Source organism: Viridibacillus soli (genome assembly GCF_016612995.1).
Classification (GTDB): Bacteria; Bacillota; Bacilli; order Bacillales_A; family Planococcaceae; genus Viridibacillus; species Viridibacillus soli.
Genome location: NZ_JAEOAH010000041.1, coordinates 1 through 16,912, shown reverse-complemented (window position 1 = coordinate 16,912; position 16,912 = coordinate 1). Strand labels below are relative to the sequence as shown.

The window sequence follows — 16,912 nt, the reverse complement described above, 5'->3', positions numbered from 1 at the left end:
AGTCTTTACTATGCAGTTCAGTGTATTAGCAAGTGGCAGTACGGGCAATGCTATTTATGTAGAAAATGATGACCATACATTTATCGTCGATGCTGGTCTAACAGGTAAGAAAATGGAGCAGCTTTTTGCAAAAGTTGACCGCGATATTAAGAAGCTAAGCGGCATCTTTGTAACACATGAGCATATTGATCATATAAAAGGTGTGGGCGTGTTAGCGCGTAAATATCATGTCCCGGTTTACGCCAACGCTAAAACATGGGCTGCAATGGATGACAAAGTCGGCAATATTCCATTAGAACAACGCTTCCAATTTGATATGGAAACAGCGCAATCATTTGGCTCAATTGATATTGAATCATTCGCTGTTTCCCATGATGCTGCTGACCCAATGTTTTACACTTTCCATGAGAATGGTCGCAAACTTGTTATCATTACTGATACAGGTTATGTTAGCGATCGTATGAAAGGGATTATTAAAGGAGCAGATTCCTTCGTTTTTGAAAGTAATCATGATGTAAGTATGCTACAAATGGGCAGCTATCCTTGGTCTACAAAACGACGTATTTTAAGTGATGTTGGCCATGTTTCAAATGAGGATGCTGCTGTTGCTATGAGCGAAGTCGTTGAGCAAAAACCAACGCGTATTTATCTATCACATTTAAGCAAAGATAATAATATGAAAGATTTAGCACGCATGAGCGTATCTCAAACACTGCAATCATGTGGCATTATGCCGGGTGAATTTGTGAGTCTTTTGGATACGGATGCAGATGAACCTACTAAAATGGTAACAGTGTAATAAATTTTTCCTCTCTTTAGAAAGAGAGGTTTTTTTATGCGCTAATAGGGAAATATATGCTACGGAGATGAAAAATAAAGAAGCCAATTTTGAACTGATTTTTAATTCATTTTCATCTGATTTTAATGTTTGAACGATATAGTGTAACTATCAGGTTAATAACGAAGGGATGATACGTATGGGGTATTACGATAATATTAACGGAGAAGATAGAAGTCGTTCTAAAAAACGCAGCAGCAAAGCAGGTTATTTCTTTAGTGGGTTTATCGGTGTCATTATTGGCGCATTACTTGTTTGGCTACTAATGCCATCAATGGTGGGGCTTTTGCCAAATGGTACGAGCAATTCGTCAAACCCAAGTACTACTATAAATAACACACCGCAGCAAGTGGCAACAGAGGTCACTACAGATGTTACAGAAGCTGTTGAAAAGGCAGCTGGAGCAGTTGTCGGCATTACAAATATCCAAGAAACAGAACAGGATTTTTGGAACCAATCTGAAACAGCTACTAAAGAAGCTGGTAGTGGCTCAGGTGTTATTTATAAAAAAGACGGTGACACAGCATACATCGTTACAAATAATCACGTAGTCGAAGGTGCCAAACAATTAGAAGTAACGTTTCCAGATGGTACAAAAGAAAAAGCGAAACTAATCGGAAGTGACGTTTGGACAGATTTAGCCGTCATCTCAATTTCAAGTAAAAAAGTCGATACAATTGCTACGTTTGGTAACTCAGATGTCCTAAAACAAGGTGAAACAGTAATTGCTATCGGTAATCCGCTTGGTCTGGATTTCTACGGCTCTGTTACAAAAGGCGTCGTGTCAGGTAAAGACCGTACAGTACCAGTTGATTTAGATGGGGACGGTAAACCAGACTGGCAAGCGGAAGTATTACAAACAGATGCAGCCATAAACCCGGGTAACAGTGGTGGTGCTCTTGTGAACCTTGCGGGTGAAGTTGTAGGAATTAACTCAATGAAAATTTCTCAGTCAACTATTGAAGGATTAGGATTCTCTATTCCAATCAACACAGCAATCCCTGTCATTAATGAACTACAAAAATCAGGTAAAGTAGAACGACCATCAATGGGTGTATCATTAGTCGATTTAACAAATGTTCCTGCATTCCACCAAAGTCGTACATTAAAATTACCAGCTGAGGTAACTGAAGGTATTGTGATTAGTAGCATCGTTAAAAACTCAGCAGCCGCAAAAGCAGGTTTAGAGCAATACGATGTCATCGTTGAAATTGATGGTCAAAAAGTAGAAAATTCAATTGATCTTCGAAAACATTTATACAACAAGAAAAACGTCGGCGAAAAATTAAAAATCAAAGCTTACAGAGCTGGGGAAATAATCGAAAAAGAACTAACATTAACAAATAGTCCGACAAATTAAACTTGTGGATAATGATAGTTATCCACGAAATATTTACAAAGCGAGCAGAAACGTGAAAGCGTGCCTTTCCTGCTCGCTTTTCGTTTGTTACAATAGACTGTGGATAACATCAAGCGAATTGTGTATAAGTTTTGGGAATTTTGAAAATTGAAAGGATGAAATATTTTGAAAATATACAGCTGTGAAACTCATATAGGACACGCTTTAGACATGTTTGTTGCAGAACAGAAAGAAGTACCATTATTTGAAATGGCAACAGAGGAAGAAAAGTTATCCACAAGTTGCAAGTATTGCGAAGAGCTAGCAACATATGTTGTGGCGAACGAATGAGCGACCACAACATATTGATTCGGCTTGTGGATATGTGTATAACTTCTGTGGATAACGTGTTTGTAAATTAAATGTGAAGGTGGATAACTTGTGAATATAGCGATTATTACCGTTGGGAAATTAAAAGAAAAGTATTTAAAAATGGGTATTGAGGAGTACGTCAAACGACTTGGCGCCTATGCTAAAATCGATCTCATTGAAGTTCCTGACGAAAAGGCGCCCGAACAATTAAGCGATGCTGAAATGGAAATCGTTAAGAAAAAAGAAGGCGAACGCATTTTAGCCAAAATTTCACCAGACACTCACGTCATCGCTCTAGCCATTAATGGCAAAATGAAAACATCTGAAGAAATGTCCAAAGACATCGAATCGCTTATGACATACGGCAAAAGCAAAATCGCCTTCGTCATCGGCGGTTCTCTGGGGTTACATGATGATGTATTAAAACGTGCGAATGAAAAACAATCGTTCGGGAAGATGACATTACCTCATCAGTTGATGAAGTTAGTGTTGGTGGAGCAGATTTATCGGAGTTTTAGGATTATGAAGGGTGAACCTTATCATAAGTAAGCGCGGTTAATGTGGGATTCTTTAATTTAATTGATAATCCTCTTACTAAAGCGTTAAGTTGAAATTAAGAAACGATGAAGCTAGTTTTTCTAAGCTCATAATGAAAGGAGAAATGTAAATGAACGAAATCATTCAAAAGAAATTGTTAGAAATAGAAGAGAAATATAAGGTAAAGATTTTATATGCTGTCGAATCAGGAAGTAGAGCATGGGGCTTTCCTTCAAAAGACAGTGATTATGATGTTCGATTTATTTATATTCATCCTTCAGAATGGTATCTCTCGATTGATCCACAAGGAATTGGAGTAAAGAGAGATGTAATTGAAGAACCAATTAATGATTTATTAGATATAAGCGGTTGGGAAATCACAAAAGCGCTACGCCTATTTAGAAAAAATAATCCGCCACTTTTAGAATGGTTAAGAAGCAATATTATTTATTATCAAAAATACTCATTTGTTGATAACATACGGTCTTTGGAATCGAGTGTATTTTATCCAAATTCGATGCTTCACCATTATTTAAACATGGCAAAAAACAATTATCGTGAGTACCTGCAGGGACCAGAAGTAAGAATAAAAAAATATTTTTATGTACTTCGGCCGATATTGGCTTGCAAGTGGATAGAGAAATATAATACGACACCTCCAATTAGCTTCCATGAACTATTGGAAGATAGCCTTCAGGAGGGCGAATTAAAAAATGCAATTGAGCATCTTTTAAAACGAAAGCTAATAGGTGATGAGTTAGATATTGAACCCCGTATTTATGTGATTAACGACTTTGTAGAAAGTGAAATGGAACGACTCGAAGAAAATGTTAAATCACTCAAAGTTGAAGCGAAGGATCCTACTAAAATATTAGATGAATTGTTTAGAAATACATTGCAGGAAGTTTGGAAATAAGTAAATGCGGCTTATGAAAAGAACCACCTAGAATATTGTAGTGTCAGCGTTCTAGATGGTTTTCATTTATCCATATTCAATAATGTTAATTTTAATAAATGAGGGTAGTAACTTTTGTACATCTTCTAATGTTGAAAAGTGATTTTCGTTTGAAAAAATATCAGTACCTTTGAAGTCATGACTAAATAAAAATGCAGTTGTTGGTTCGTTAAAATGAATACACAGGGTGTCCTCTATAGAAGCATCTATCCCATCTGTACGTTTTGCGTCCCAAATTTTACTCTCTATCGTAAAAGTATCTTTTCGATTTGACCAAAAAGAGCTCATATTATAATTATGCTGCCAAATCATGATAGGAATTAAGTGTATTAGTTCTTGATGATTTGTGATAGTGATCATTAAATAAGTGCTGTTTTTTGATTGATAAAATACTTCAAATGGTAGCTGTGCATCATGTAATTGTTGTTTTATCACTTTTATAATTTTTCTATCGCTCTGCTCGAATAAATAATAAAGTGGGAATGGAGCTAAGCTTTCTGTAAATAGAGCAAGTTGTTCGTCTGTATAGTCTGGATAATACATCTTGCCAATATTAATGGCGTATTGAATACCTTCCTTAATAAAAAAGTTATAGCCCCCAGTTGAAGGTGCATTTGCATAATACTTTTTAGGTAGAAAGCCAATTCCTAAATTCATTACAATCACATCCTTGGAGAATATTATAAATCTGATTGGAAAAAACCGCACTTATTCATGTTACGGAGAACCGTACCACAAATAGGGGAGGTTTTAACTCATAGTCCCCACACTAATAACTTGTGCCTTTTCATTTACAAGTTGTTCCGTTGCATATGCGTGAAACTAACGTTCACTATTGTGTAAGGAAGCTCATATTCTTGTATGACTTCCACTTGAAATATATTCATTTCCTTTTCTGATGAAAAACTTTAAAAAGGGTAATTGTAAAATAAATTTAATAGACTAATAACACAAAGCGAAAACTCCTAACGTGATTTGTCTCGACAACAATTACGATGTATGAGTTTTCGCTTTTCTTCTATTCGAAAATAGTTAATATTTAATACCTCATTACGTTAACTCCTATTTTAGTAAATTTTTCTATTATTTCACAGTTACTTTCATCTTACTTCACATCTGTATTGTATTATTGGAAATTGAAAGGAGATTGTAAACATTGAAAAAACTATTCGTATTAGGAGTTATATTGTTAAGTATCATCTCCGTAGATTTTATAGACAATAAGCACAAAATGAATGCTGAGGCAGCTAAGTCTAGTCTAGAAAAAGATGTACCTAATAATACAAATTGCGCATTTTGTAATATGGTTGTGTACCAAAAAAGTTATAAAATGGGTGTTTTTTCAGCGCAGGCAATTAAAAAGAAAGGTAAGGTGGTTTATTACGATGACATTGGTTGTCTTTTATACGATGAAGTAAAAAATAAAACAACAAATAAAAAGTATGTTCGTGATTACAAAACATTGAAGTGGGTTCAAGCTGAAAAGGCGACTTATGTTAAAACATCGCTAGCTTCGCCAATGGACGATGGTTATATATATTTTGCTAAAGCAGCTGATGCGAAGAATTATGTAGCCAAACATTCAGGTACAAAGATTGTCCCGTTTAAAACTGTTCGAAAAGAGAGCGTTCAGAAATATCAATAAGTATATTTAAAAACACAATAAATTCAGAAGGGAAAATATAGAAAATGAAAAAATATTTAGGGTTTGGATTGTTTATATGTGTAATTTTAGTAGCATTTTTAAATGGTAATCAAAATTCAAGTGTATTTGCAGCAACTACAGATGTGCAAGCTATTAAAAATGGAGAAGTAGTTTATTATAAGGATGTAATTTCATTGTTATATGATGAATTAAATGAAGGGGTTACACTCACAAAAAAAGTTCAGGATTATAGTACAAAAAAATGGGTTGCGTTAGACTCAGTAACGATTGTTAAAACTAATGCTTCAAAAAATATTTATTTCTCAAAAGCAGCAGCTGCAGATAAATATATTAAAGCTTATAAAACGAAAAACAACGTAACATTAAAAAAGGTTAAATTAAATACAATTAAAACTAGTGCCCAGGCAAAATATAATAAAGAAGCACCAAGTATTGTATTAAAAGCGAGTACAACGAAGCCAACGAATACAGATGTCACAGTGAATGTAGCTGTTACAGATAATAAGAAAGTGACCTTTAAAAAATGGGCAATTGGTACAAAGCCAGCAAATAAATTTTCAACTGCAGACACAACATTGACAGATAACTCATTTACAGTAAGTAAAAATGGAACATATACAGTTTATGCTTTAGACGATAATGGTAATAAAAGAACAAAATCAATAAAAATCTCTAATATCGATAAAACAAATCCAACTATTTCATTAAGTACAAGTACAACGGATGCTACAAATGAAAATGTAATAGTAACTGCTTCGATTAATGAAAATGTGAGGGTAGTATCAAAAAAATGGGCAAGTGATAACCAAACAGCTACGTATTTCACAAAGAATGGTACAAAATTTACGGGCAACACATTCGAAATTGCAACAAATGGAACATACACAGTATACGCCAAAGACAGCGCAGGAAATAAGCACATTCAAATAATCACAATATCAAATATCGATAAAACGGCACCAGCAATAACACTTTCAATACCTGAAAGTGATGCAACAGCAGTAAGTAAAAAAATACAAGTTTCAACTACTGATGATAATGGGATTCAAGATCAAAAATGGGCATATGGAAATAAAGGTGTTGAATACTTCGTTGATAAAGGTTCAAGAATAGCACCATTACAAAATGCGAATCAAAATGATAAAATTATCACACTAAAAAATGGCGTTTATACAGTGTATGCTGAGGACAAATTGGGGAATAAAGCAGTAAAAACAATTACTATCGATGGAATTTCTGAATTTACAGAAGTAACCCAAACGGGTGTACATTGTGAAGTATGTCGTATGGATCTTCATAACACTGACCCAAATAAAGTGTATTCTGCCAAAGCGATTGATCAAGAAGGAGCTACACATTATTTTTGTAGAATTGGATGTATGTATCATCAAGAACATGCAAATGGTATAGCATTTACTAATAGATATGTTCGTGATTATAGTGCAACAGCATCACGCTTAAATAACTGGATTGCAGCTGAAAATGCAGTAACTGTAAAATTTAATAATGGTGAAACAGCCAAAGGGATCATGGGTTGGAATCTTTTCCATTTCACAGATTTATCAAGTGCTGCAAACTACCTAGGTGTGAGCAAAGAAAATGTAGTAGCTGAAAAATTAGAAAATATCATTGAATATACGAAAACGAATAATAAGGGAATGAATTATCAATACGAGGTTGATAAATCAGCACAGTGATTTTAAATAACAAAAATTTAAATATTTACCATTTTGGACTAATAGAAAAGCGAAAACTCATGTATCGTAATTGTTGTTGAGACAAATCACGTTAGGAGTTTTCGCTTTGTGTCATTAGTTGAAACAATCTGTTTTATCATTTATTCCTTATTAATTTACAAAATTGGAGGTATTACATTCGTGGTTAAGAATCTGATTACTATCATTATTATCATGGGTTTAATAACGATAGTTGCAATGAATGTTCTCGGTAACGAGAAAGAAACAACGAAAACAGCTGAAACAGCTAAAAAAACCGAAACAGCAGCTACTAATGATAAAGAGGATACTACATATCAAGTAGAGTATGTAGCACCCGATTTTAAGTTGAAAACGTTAGAAGGTGAAACAGTACGTTTATCGGATTATGTAGGAAAAAAGGTGATTTTAAATTTTTGGGCAACATGGTGTCCACCTTGTAAAGAAGAAGTGCCGCATATGCAAAAGATTTATGAGGAGTATAAAAATCAAGGTGTTGAAATTTTAGCGGTTAACGTAACAAATAAGGATAAGGGAGAAGAAGCGGCTGCTCAATTTGTGAAAGAACATGGACTAACTTTTGAAGTTTTGTTAGATGAAGAAGGGTTTGCAGGTAGTACATATCAAGTACTTTCACTGCCAACGACTTATATGATTGATACAAAAGGCAACATGATTGACATTATTGAAGGTCCAATGAATGAGGCATTGATGAAAGAATTAATTAACAAGGCTGAATAATAAAAATTTAATAGTACAAAAGGACTTTTTGAGTAAATACTTTATTTGACGAGGATCATGTGTTATTAGTCTATCAAATCTATTTCACAATTACCATTTTCCACAACATTAAAGGTGACAAGCAACTATATATTATTTACACACATAGCGATTTTGATCTTATTATTGGGTCAGGGGCCTTTCCAGAAGCTAAGGTAATTGCATCTAAACAATTTGATGAAAATCCGAACAAAGAAGAGTGCATTCAAAAAATTAAACAATTTGACCAAGGATATTATTTACATAGAAGCTATTCACCCGTATATCCAACGGTAGATATTGTTGTTTCAGAGGATGGGCATAAATTAGAATTAGATTCGATAACCATGACATTTTATCAAGCACCTGGTCATACGAATGATGGTTTATTTACAGTGATTGAGCCTTATGGTCTATTTCTTTCTGGAGATTACCTGTCAGATATTGAGTTTCCGTTCATCTTTAGCAATTATAAAGGCTATGTAAATACTATCAATAAAGCCGAAAATATTTTGCTTAATCATCAAATAACGACTCACATACCTGGACACGGTTCGACAACATAGAATCAACAGGAAATTCAAAAAGGATAAACAGTTCAAAGTATTACTTAAAACAGCTTCTTCATTATAACGGAGAGTTAGAAAAATATTTAAGTAGGGAATATCCATTTTTTGAAGGAATGAAAAGCATTCATACTGACAATAAAGAGATGGCCAATCAAGAATTTTAAGAAGAAATTTGTAGTTGATAAGCTTTTGAGGAAATGTACTTAAACCAATGAGAGGAATGTATTTAATAGAGACATTAAATAGAAAAAAATTAAAAACTACATTAATTATAGAGGAGTAACCTCATTTAGGCACATCACGGTGAGCCTTATCATAAGTAAGTGAGTATTTTTAAATGTTGAATAGATTAGTAAGGTATGCATACTTCTTTACTTGCATACCTTTTTTCGTTATGAAGGTATTTCGATATAATGCGTTGAATATATATGAATGAATATATTTTTTCTCTTAAGCAAATTTTATTAAACAAAATTCAAAAAAACCATTTCTATCACTATTAATATCTATGGTGAAATCGGCGCTTTAGTAATATGCTATATCGAAGGAGGCCTAGTATGAAGCAACTTTATATAAAGCAGAAGGTATTCAGTCTAAGTGGCAAATTTACGGTAAAGGATCAGCAGGAGAGGGATGTCTATTACGTGGAGGGCAGTTTTATGCAAATCCCAAAGACTTTCTCCATTATGAATACAACAAGAGATGAAGTCGCCCTTATTTCAAAAAAGGTGTTCAGCTTTTTACCGAAGTTTTTTGTTGAGGTAAATGGTCGAGAGGTGTTAACGATTAAGAAGGAGTTTTCTTTCTTTAAAGCACGCTATACGATTGATGCGGCAGACATTGAGGTACATGGTAACTGGTGGGGTATGGATTTTCAGGTCTTACAGCATGGTGTAGTCATAGGTAAAGTGAACAAGGAGTGGTTCACTTGGGGCGATAGCTACAAGGTTCAAATATTGAATGAGGAAATGGAGGCTATCATTATTGCGTTCGTTGTCGCAATTGATTGTGTGAAGGCTGACCAAGCAGCTGCTTCCTCAGTAGCGACGACTTAATGTAGGGACTTACAATGTAAAATGCTGACGGGTTTTCTTTAGAAATTCAAAATTATAAATAACAGTTGAAATAACATCAAATGAGTAGGGAAATCACAAACGAATTCCAAACTTTTTATTATGGAGTTTTAATGAGAATATTTGTCGGAAAAAGTATCTAAACTAAAAGGGAAAATTGGTCTAAATGTAAATTGTCAGGAAGATGGAGGGGTTGAATTTGGGATAATTCGAATAATGGAATTAAAAGAGAATAATTACTTGATAACTGGATTAGTTTTATAAAACCACACTTAGAATAGTTACGGTGAACCGTATCATAAATAAAGGCGGTTTCTAAAAAAAATTTAAAAAACTAAAGCGGATATTCTAAGTAAATAGAATACCCGCTTTTACAAATCATTTACGGAGTTGTTTATGTAATTTATTTACGTCTTTCGGTTAGAAATGCTGTCTTAATAGGACTTTTAGAAAAATAACAAAAATATTAGTGGAAAAAGAGAGAGAAAGCTCAATATTGAACTGTGCTAAATAAAATAGACAGTTTAATAAAAGGATGTGCCGCTCTTATGCGGCAATGAGCTAACTTAGGTATGCAGCCGAAGTTATCTTTTATAATTTCTATTTAAAAAAAGGAACTTTTTTTAGTGCAGCACAAACCGGAATGGCTACACAGATTCCTACAACATTCTGAACGAGGTTTCCGGGAATAGAGGCTATTGGTATAATCCAACTACCAAATAGAACTCGTTCGCAAATATAATAGACGCCTAACATAAAGGGAATCGAACTAATAGTTGCTAATAGATTAAATGTAAAATTATTTCCTTTGCGGTGTTTCGACCAGGCAATTTTCCCAACTATATATCCTTGTAAGCCACGAGCTAAAATAGTAAAAGGTGCCCACAATGTCCAACCAGATATTAAATCAAATAACCCCATACCAACAGCACCTGCAATTGCTCCTTTTTTAGGGCCAAATAAGATGGATGCAATAAAGAGCATGGCTGTTCCAAGATGAACCAAACCGCCGTTTGCAGTAATAGGTAGTTTGATATTTAACAAGAGTGTTGCAACGAATACGAGTGCGATTAACATTGCAGTTAAAATTAAATCCATAGTGCGTGAGTTTGAATAACTTTTTGTTGTGTTCATAGTAAAAGACCTTTCTTGCTTTTTTCATTTTTGATAATCTTAGCAAAGTATTGGTATGTTTAAAAGTGTCAATTTATTTTAAAACAAAGGGGTCAGTTTATAGGGAAATGGAATATTTTTAATTAATTATACTTATAATACAATTTTTTTAAGGGAGAACTTAATAATGGCAAAAGTAGCAACGATGGATAAGTATCTAGATTCTTACGGAAAGACGATTTGTAGTTCTGATATTTTTAAAGTTGTAAATTCGGTTTTTGAAATTAATTTAGACAAAGCACCTATTTTAACAAAAGTGGATGCGGTAGAAGGTTTTTCATCAAAAGGGGACAAATCAATGCCTAGAGTGGTAATGGATTCGTACCTCAATCAATACGATAAGGAACTCACAGGAGCAGATATTCGTGGGATGATCAATGAAATTTTCGGTGTTAATTTAGAGGCCATTTCGTCACTAGAAGGGGCAAGAATTTCATTGTATTCAAAAGATCAGTGGGTTGTTCAATATGAAAAAGACTTGTTTGTCGTACATACTGGCACTGGCGATGTTGATGTGAAGATTTATCCTACAAGCTATTTTACTGAACAGACTGGAGTAGCGGAGCTGCCAACTGATTTACAGAATTTATTAACAGATTTAGGGTACTCCTTCAATGAGGAAATCGGTAGTTATTATTTCCTGAATCCTACAGGTGAAGCAATTTCTGATGTCTTTAAAGGACAAACAATGGGGGTTATTCTTAAAGTCATTCACCAGTCATTCACCAATTTATAAAAACCTTGCTTGTAGCAATCAGAAGTCACTGTAAAAAAAGCCATATAGGACGGGATAATTCCCGTCTTATATGGTTTTGAACCTACCTTTGAAACCTCAAAAAGTCTTATTTCCCAAAAGAAGATAAAAACTTCACTCGGTCGCCAATAGGAGGCGTATTATTATCGACTAAAGCTACCTCTAAAACAGCAGGTCCATTTAAATCCTTGAAGTTGTTAAACATATCTTCGTTGAGATCTTGTATGTCGGTTACTCTAAAGCTAGGTATATTCATAGCTGTTGCCATCGCACTAATATTAATGGATTCTTGTTCAAATGATGGGTGTGTACGTTTAAATTGTAACGCATGTCCTTGATATACCATTCCTAAACGGGCGTTATTCATCACAACAAATAGAATTGGTAAATTATATTCTTTTGCTGTTAAGATTTCCATTCCATGCATGAAGAAGCATCCGTCACCTGTAATACTTACAACTGGGCGTTCTGGTTCCGCTAATTTCAGACCAATAGCTGATGCAATACCACTTCCCATTGCACCGAAATGTACATTAATATCAAATGTCGAATAATCTAAAACCTTCATATGATGAATGACATAAGACATGAATTCACCAATATCTATTGTATATCTAGTAGAGGTAGGTAAATATTTTTGGAGATTTAGTAAAACATTTTTCGTGTTATACTCCTCTGTAATCTCATCAAAGTTTTCCTCTTGTTTAACAACAATTTCAGTAGTGTTTCTTGTTAGACCTGCAGTTCTTAATTCTTCGATCAGGAATAATAAACTTAAATTAATATCACCTAGAACAGGTAGATCAATGTTATATTTTCGATTAAACACGGATTGGTCAAAATCCATTTGTATCGTAAAACGGTCTTTTACAAGATTTCCATTGTAATTATTTGTTGCCGTTTCACCTAAGCTTGACCCCACAATTAATAATACTTTTCCATCACCTTCATTGATCATGACTGAAGCAGCCTCATGACCAGCAAAGCCAAAAACGCCTGCTAGTAGAGGGTGATTCTCTGGGATGAATCCTTTTGCTTGAGGTGTTGTTAGAATTGGCCAATTTAGCAGTTCTGCTAACTCAATTAATTGTTCAACGGAATTTCTTACACCTTGTCCTACAAAAATATAACCGTGTTCTCTTTTTATTAATTCATTAGCTACATTTTTGATTGTATCAAGATTAGGAACAATTGCAGCTCTTTTAGGTGGGGCAGGTATTTCGATGTTTTGCACTGCTTCGTGTTGAACATCAATTGGTATCGCAATATGTACAGGACCTGGTACTCCAGATACGGCAATTTCACATGCTTTTACGACTTCGTTTAGTAAGTCTTTTGAATCTTTAACCAATACACTATATTTTGTAACGGATTTAAATATTGGTTCAGCATCTAATTCTTGAGAAGCGTTTAATCCCATTGTATTCACAGGAACAGAACCAGTTAAAAATAATACCGGCAAATGCTCGCGCATGGCATTTGCAGCACCTGTCACGAGGTTTGTTCCACCAGGGCCACTGCAACCGATACTTACACTCAATTGATTTGTATATTTTGCATAGGCTGCAGCCATATATGATGCTGCTCCTTCGTGCTTTGTTACAATTGGTGTTATTTCAGGCATATCATTTAGCTCATCAAAAAATGCATTAACAGAACCTGCTGGAATACCAAAAATATACTTTATTTCATTACCTTTTAAATATTCTAGTACAATTCGAGCTGCTTTCATGTTCATTCTCCTTTTATTTATAAAATAGAATTATATGAAAAGTATTTTTTCACAATATCGTCTGCCGCCATCGGCTTACTGAAAAAATAACCTTGCATCAAATAACAATCTTGAGCAGATAAAAATTCTGCTTGTTCTCTTGTCTCGACACCTTCAGCAATCACTTCAAGGTTTAAATTTTGAGCTAGCGTAATTATCGTATTTGTAATCGCTGCCTCATCTTTTGTCATTTCTTGTACAAAGGACTTATCAATTTTTAATGTAGAAATGGGCAAGTTCTTTAAATAACCTAAGGATGAATAGCCAGTGCCAAAATCATCTATGGCTAAGTTAATGCCAAGGCCATTTAATTGTTTCATCGTTTTTAAGGTTAACTCTGTATTTTTAACAATCAGATTTTCTGTGAGCTCTAGATGTAAATACTCAGGTGACAAATTTGCTTTTTCTAATACGTTTTTGACAATAGAAAATAAATTATTTTGTTCGAACTGACGAACTGATAAATTTACGGACATACTTTTTAATGGATAGCCTTGATTATGCCATGACTTTAATTGCTTACAAGCCTCTGTGAGAACCCATTCACCGATTGAAACAATTAAACCTGTTTCCTCAGCAATCGGAATAAACTTATCTGGTGAAATCATCCCTTGTTCTGGGTGATTCCATCTCACTAAAGCTTCTACTCCCTCAAATTGCTTTGTCTTATAGTTAATTTGCGGCTGATAAAAGAGAATGAGCTCATCTTGTTCTAAAGCCTTATATAGAGCATTTTCAAGCTTAATATTTTCAAAAGTTCTTATATTCATTCCGTCACTATAAAAATGATAACTATTACCCGTTGTTTCTTTTGATTTGTACATTGCCGTATCCGCATTTTTAATTAACATTTCCGTAGTATAGCCGTTATCAGGGAATAGACTTATACCAATACTCGTTTTAATATATATTTCATTGTCTAGTAAATTAAACGGTTTAGAAAAAGTATCGATTATAATATTGACCACCTTTACAACATCATTTTCGCTACTAATATGAGGTAAATAAATCGCGAATTCATCACCACCTTGTCGTGATAAAGTTGCCGTATTCGGAACGCAATCACGTAAACGATTGGCGACATCTCGTAGTAATCGATCTCCAAAGCTATGCCCAAGCGAATCATTTATATATTTAAAACGGTCTAAATCTAAATATAATACTGCTAATTTTTCTCCATTCTCTGTTGCACGTGTCAGCCCTTGAGTTAACCTGTCTGTTAAAAGAACTCTGTTAGGTAAATCTGTTAAGCTATCAAAGTAGGCACGGTATGTAATCTCTTCTTCCATTTGCTTCCTTTGGGTTATATCTTTAAACGTGACAACTTCCCCTACAATCTCTCCTTCTTCTTTTATTAAGGAGATGACATATTCAACGGGAAAGCCAGAATTGTCTTTTCTAAAAAACTCGCCATTTTTAAAATAACTTTCCGAAATTACCTCTAAATAAGATGAAACACTATTCTTTCTCCCTGTTTCACTTCCATTAAAGATTATACTTACTGATTTTTCGATTAATTCAACATCTGTTTCGTATCCTAACATGTGTGCGCCTGCTGGATTACAAAATGTAATATTTCGATCAAGGTCTAAGCCAAAGATTCCTTCCCCTGCAGAGTTGAGAATCAATTCCTTCTCACGGCTGAGTTGCTGTAATTCTGCTACAACTCTTTCAAGTTCTTGATTTTTCACCGTAATTTCCGATGTTCTTTTTTCGATAATGACCTCTTGCTTTTCCATATATAGAAGATTTGACAAAGTAGCGGCTGTCGTATCAATAATGGATTGGGCTAGTTGTAATTCAGTTTCCGAATAGAGAATCTCCTTCTCACTAAGATTCACAACAGATATTTGACCTAAAATCTCACCCATTGAAATCAAAGGAAACATAAGCATACCCTTTATGCCGAAATTACGACAAACATCGTGGTTAGGTCTTTCGTCCGTAAATACATCTGGAATGAGAATGGCTTTTCTTGTTTTAAATACCTCTTGCATCACAGGGTCATTGCTTTGGTCAATTTTTATCTTATTATGTGTTTTTATCCAGTCTTCTTCTGTCCAATCACTATTTTTACTTAACTTTGCCGGTTTAATTCTTTTCTCAGCAATCGGATCAAGTAAGTGAACGCCTATATTATAAGTATCTAAAGCTTGTGCTAAGTAGAAAAAACATTTATCAAGACTCTCTTGCATAGAGGAACACATCGATAAATCGCGTGTAGTATCAAGTAGCAGCTGCTTTTCCTTAATGAGATGCTCCTTATGAGTTAAATTGTTTGTGTTTTGAATAGCAACAGCAGCCATATTCACATATGCCTCAACTGTTTGAATTTCATCCTCCGTTAAATTCATAGGAGTTCCATAATCAAATAAGAAAACAAGACCAAATAACTCATCTTCAAATGAGATAGGAAGAACTAATAAGGATTTAATTTGAAACCCTTCAACAGCTCTTGGATCGGGTCGATTATCCTTTGACGTATCAGGAATGTAGATTGTTTTCTTTGTTTCAATAACTTCTTTTGCTAATAAATCGATATCAGTATCAATGATATGCATATTCAGCATCAATCCATTTATATACGCTGGTTTTCCAGCATATCCTCTAAATGATCCATCTTCCTGAGGTAAATAAATGCCGACAGAATTACATTGGACGATTTCCTCAGATATTGCGATTGTTACCTGCTCTAATACTTCATGTAAATCGAGCTTCGTATTGATCATTTTAGTTATATTAGCGAGACGGGAATATCTTGTTTGATCTTTAAACATCTAGTAACCATTCCTTTTATAGAAATATATAGAAGTATTATACCTTATGTTCTATATTAGAAGATAAAAAAAATTACTTTTATACTATTTAAGGTGAACCGTATCATAAGTAAATGAGGTTTTTAGGTACAGTTAGAAATCTCTTTCAACTATAAAAAAGCCAATTTCGAACTAGCTTTAATTATTTGACTTCACTAGTGTTGCATAAATATTTACGGAAAATTCAATCTTTTATTATTGCGGTTGAGAGCCAAAAAAGGAAACATTTCAATAAAGGTGGCTCCATCCATTTGGTTTTTATTTGCAATTACACATGTGCGGCAACGACAGTTTGCGTTTTATGGAACGGATTTGCCTTCGATTTTTCGAAGCCAGATGTAGGCTGGTTTCCATAAAGAAGCCCTTAAATATTGGCTGATTTGCAGGGTTTTCCGTTTACTCTTGGTTTCAATTTGAGCTAAAACATACAAGCAAAATACAATGAGGGCAATGAACACTTGGTTGTAAATCGCATTCTCACTTTGACCATAGAACTTTTTAATGTTGAGATGCTGCTTGATCCATTTGATCCGACAAAATAGCAGAATCTACAGGGATTTTAAAATCATAAATTC

Annotated in this window: 15 protein-coding genes and 1 pseudogene; 11 read left to right on the top strand and 5 right to left on the bottom strand. The window is 34.2% G+C overall.

From position 1 onward, the window contains the following. Window positions 1-10 precede the first annotated feature (10 nt). From JFL43_RS18385 to JFL43_RS18365, 5 genes are all read left to right on the top strand, one after another. Window positions 11-799 carry an MBL fold metallo-hydrolase gene (locus JFL43_RS18385; RefSeq protein ID WP_200750162.1) on the top strand — a complete coding sequence of 263 codons (789 nt, stop codon included), beginning with the start codon at window positions 11-13 and terminating at the stop codon, window positions 797-799. 178 nt (window positions 800-977) lie between these two features. After that, window positions 978-2,198 (top strand): S1C family serine protease, encoded by a 1,221-nt coding sequence (locus tag JFL43_RS18380; protein WP_200750161.1) that lies wholly within the window; start codon window positions 978-980, stop codon window positions 2,196-2,198. Window positions 2,199-2,363: 165 nt separating this feature from the next. Further along, entirely contained in the window at window positions 2,364-2,528 is a 165-nt protein-coding gene (locus JFL43_RS18375; protein ID WP_100795357.1) for a CxxH/CxxC protein, read from the top strand. Window positions 2,529-2,618: 90 nt separating this feature from the next. Continuing rightward, the gene (gene rlmH / locus JFL43_RS18370) at window positions 2,619-3,098 is read left to right on the top strand and encodes a 23S rRNA (pseudouridine(1915)-N(3))-methyltransferase RlmH (protein ID WP_200750160.1); all 480 of its coding nucleotides are present in this window, start codon (window positions 2,619-2,621) and stop codon (window positions 3,096-3,098) included. Window positions 3,099-3,216: 118 nt separating this feature from the next. Beyond that, window positions 3,217-4,002 (top strand): nucleotidyltransferase domain-containing protein, encoded by a 786-nt coding sequence (locus tag JFL43_RS18365; protein ID WP_200750159.1) that lies wholly within the window; start codon window positions 3,217-3,219, stop codon window positions 4,000-4,002. Window positions 4,003-4,068: 66 nt separating this feature from the next. On the opposite strand, the gene JFL43_RS18360 is transcribed toward JFL43_RS18365, so the two are convergent. Beyond that, window positions 4,069-4,698 carry a hypothetical protein gene (locus JFL43_RS18360; RefSeq protein ID WP_200750158.1) on the bottom strand — a complete coding sequence of 210 codons (630 nt, stop codon included), beginning with the start codon at window positions 4,696-4,698 and terminating at the stop codon, window positions 4,069-4,071. A 499-nt stretch (window positions 4,699-5,197) separates the two neighbouring features. On the opposite strand from JFL43_RS18360, the gene JFL43_RS18355 reads away from it, so the two are divergent. From JFL43_RS18355 to JFL43_RS18335, 5 genes are all read left to right on the top strand, one after another. Then, entirely contained in the window at window positions 5,198-5,686 is a 489-nt protein-coding gene (locus JFL43_RS18355) for a nitrous oxide reductase accessory protein NosL (protein WP_200750157.1), read from the top strand. Between the two features lie 44 nt (window positions 5,687-5,730). After that, on the top strand, window positions 5,731-7,404 hold the full coding sequence (locus JFL43_RS18350; RefSeq protein ID WP_200750156.1) for a nitrous oxide reductase accessory protein NosL: 1,674 nt from the start codon (window positions 5,731-5,733) through the stop codon (window positions 7,402-7,404). Between the two features lie 180 nt (window positions 7,405-7,584). Further along, window positions 7,585-8,163, top strand: a complete 579-nt coding sequence (locus JFL43_RS18345) for a TlpA disulfide reductase family protein (protein WP_200750155.1) — start codon at window positions 7,585-7,587, stop codon at window positions 8,161-8,163. 59 nt (window positions 8,164-8,222) lie between these two features. Further along, window positions 8,223-8,747: an MBL fold metallo-hydrolase gene (locus tag JFL43_RS18340; RefSeq protein ID WP_234447882.1), complete on the top strand. Its 525-nt coding sequence runs from the start codon at window positions 8,223-8,225 to the stop codon at window positions 8,745-8,747. A gap of 560 nt (window positions 8,748-9,307) precedes the next feature. Further along, complete coding sequence (locus JFL43_RS18335; protein WP_200750154.1) at window positions 9,308-9,805, top strand: LURP-one-related/scramblase family protein; 498 nt, start codon at window positions 9,308-9,310, stop codon at window positions 9,803-9,805. Between the two features lie 618 nt (window positions 9,806-10,423). On the opposite strand, the gene JFL43_RS18330 is transcribed toward JFL43_RS18335, so the two are convergent. Next, window positions 10,424-10,957: an ECF transporter S component gene (locus JFL43_RS18330; RefSeq protein WP_200750153.1), complete on the bottom strand. Its 534-nt coding sequence runs from the start codon at window positions 10,955-10,957 to the stop codon at window positions 10,424-10,426. 166 nt (window positions 10,958-11,123) lie between these two features. On the opposite strand from JFL43_RS18330, the gene JFL43_RS18325 reads away from it, so the two are divergent. Next, on the top strand, window positions 11,124-11,732 hold the full coding sequence (locus JFL43_RS18325) for a hypothetical protein (protein ID WP_200750152.1): 609 nt from the start codon (window positions 11,124-11,126) through the stop codon (window positions 11,730-11,732). A 106-nt stretch (window positions 11,733-11,838) separates the two neighbouring features. Here the strand turns inward: JFL43_RS18325 and JFL43_RS18320 are convergent, their stop codons facing one another. The 3 genes and pseudogenes from JFL43_RS18320 to JFL43_RS18310 all read right to left on the bottom strand — a co-directional run. Continuing rightward, window positions 11,839-13,482 (bottom strand): thiamine pyrophosphate-binding protein, encoded by a 1,644-nt coding sequence (locus JFL43_RS18320; RefSeq protein WP_200750151.1) that lies wholly within the window; start codon window positions 13,480-13,482, stop codon window positions 11,839-11,841. 17 nt (window positions 13,483-13,499) lie between these two features. After that, on the bottom strand, window positions 13,500-16,298 hold the full coding sequence (locus JFL43_RS18315; RefSeq protein ID WP_200750150.1) for a sensor domain-containing phosphodiesterase: 2,799 nt from the start codon (window positions 16,296-16,298) through the stop codon (window positions 13,500-13,502). 338 nt (window positions 16,299-16,636) lie between these two features. After that, a pseudogene (locus tag JFL43_RS18310) lies at window positions 16,637-16,864 on the bottom strand (IS4 family transposase); the annotation flags it as partial. Window positions 16,865-16,912 lie beyond the last annotated feature (48 nt).